Raw genomic sequence first — 804 nt, forward strand, 5'->3', positions numbered from 1 at the left:
GCGAACAAGTTCCTGATATGAGATCATCATATTCATCCGGAGCGCATCCCAGAGGGACATCATGAGCCATCAACTCACCTTCGCCGATAGTGAATTCAGCACTAAGCGCCGTCAGACCCGAAAAGAGATTTTCCTCTCCCGCATGGAGCAGATTCTGCCATGGCAGAATATGACCGCTGTCATCGAGCCGTTTTATCCCAAGGCGGGCAATGGCCGACGGCCCTATCCGCTGGAGACCATGCTGCGTATTCACTGCATGCAGCATTGGTACAACCTGAGCGACGGTGCCATGGAAGATGCCCTGTACGAAATCGCCTCCATGCGCCTGTTTGCCCGATTATCCCTGGATAGCGCCCTCCCGGATCGCACCACCATCATGAATTTCCGCCACCTGCTCGAGCAGCATCAACTGGCCTGTCAATTGTTCAAGACCATCAATCGCTGGCTGGCCGAAGCAGGCGTCATGATGACCCAAGGCACTTTGGTGGATGCCACCATCATTGAGGCACCCAGCTCTACCAAGAACAAAGAGCAGCAACGCGATCCGGAGATGCATCAGACCAAGAAAGGCAATCAGTGGCACTTTGGCATGAAGGCCCACATTGGTGTCGATGCCAAGAGTGGCCTGACCCACAGCCTGGTCACCACCGCGGCCAACGAGCATGACCTCAATCAGCTGGCTAATCTGCTTCATGGAGAGGAGCAATTTGTCTCAGCCGATGCCGGCTACCAAGGAGCGCCACAGCGCGAGGAGCTGGCCGAGGTGGATGTGGACTGGCTGATCGCCGAGCGTCCCGGCAGGGT

Annotated in this window: 1 protein-coding gene; it reads left to right on the plus strand. The window is 56.5% G+C overall.

Annotated features, from left to right (window positions below; all coding sequences use genetic code 11):
* Nucleotides 1–61: 61 nt before the first annotated feature.
* Nucleotides 62–804, plus strand: a 743-nt coding sequence (locus FHC49_RS11405; RefSeq protein WP_220439808.1) for an IS5-like element ISKpn26 family transposase, incomplete at its 3' end; no start/stop codon positions are given.

It is taken from the genome of Kluyvera sp. EC_51 (assembly GCF_019584505.1).
Taxonomy (GTDB): domain Bacteria; phylum Pseudomonadota; class Gammaproteobacteria; order Enterobacterales; family Enterobacteriaceae; genus Kluyvera; species Kluyvera sichuanensis.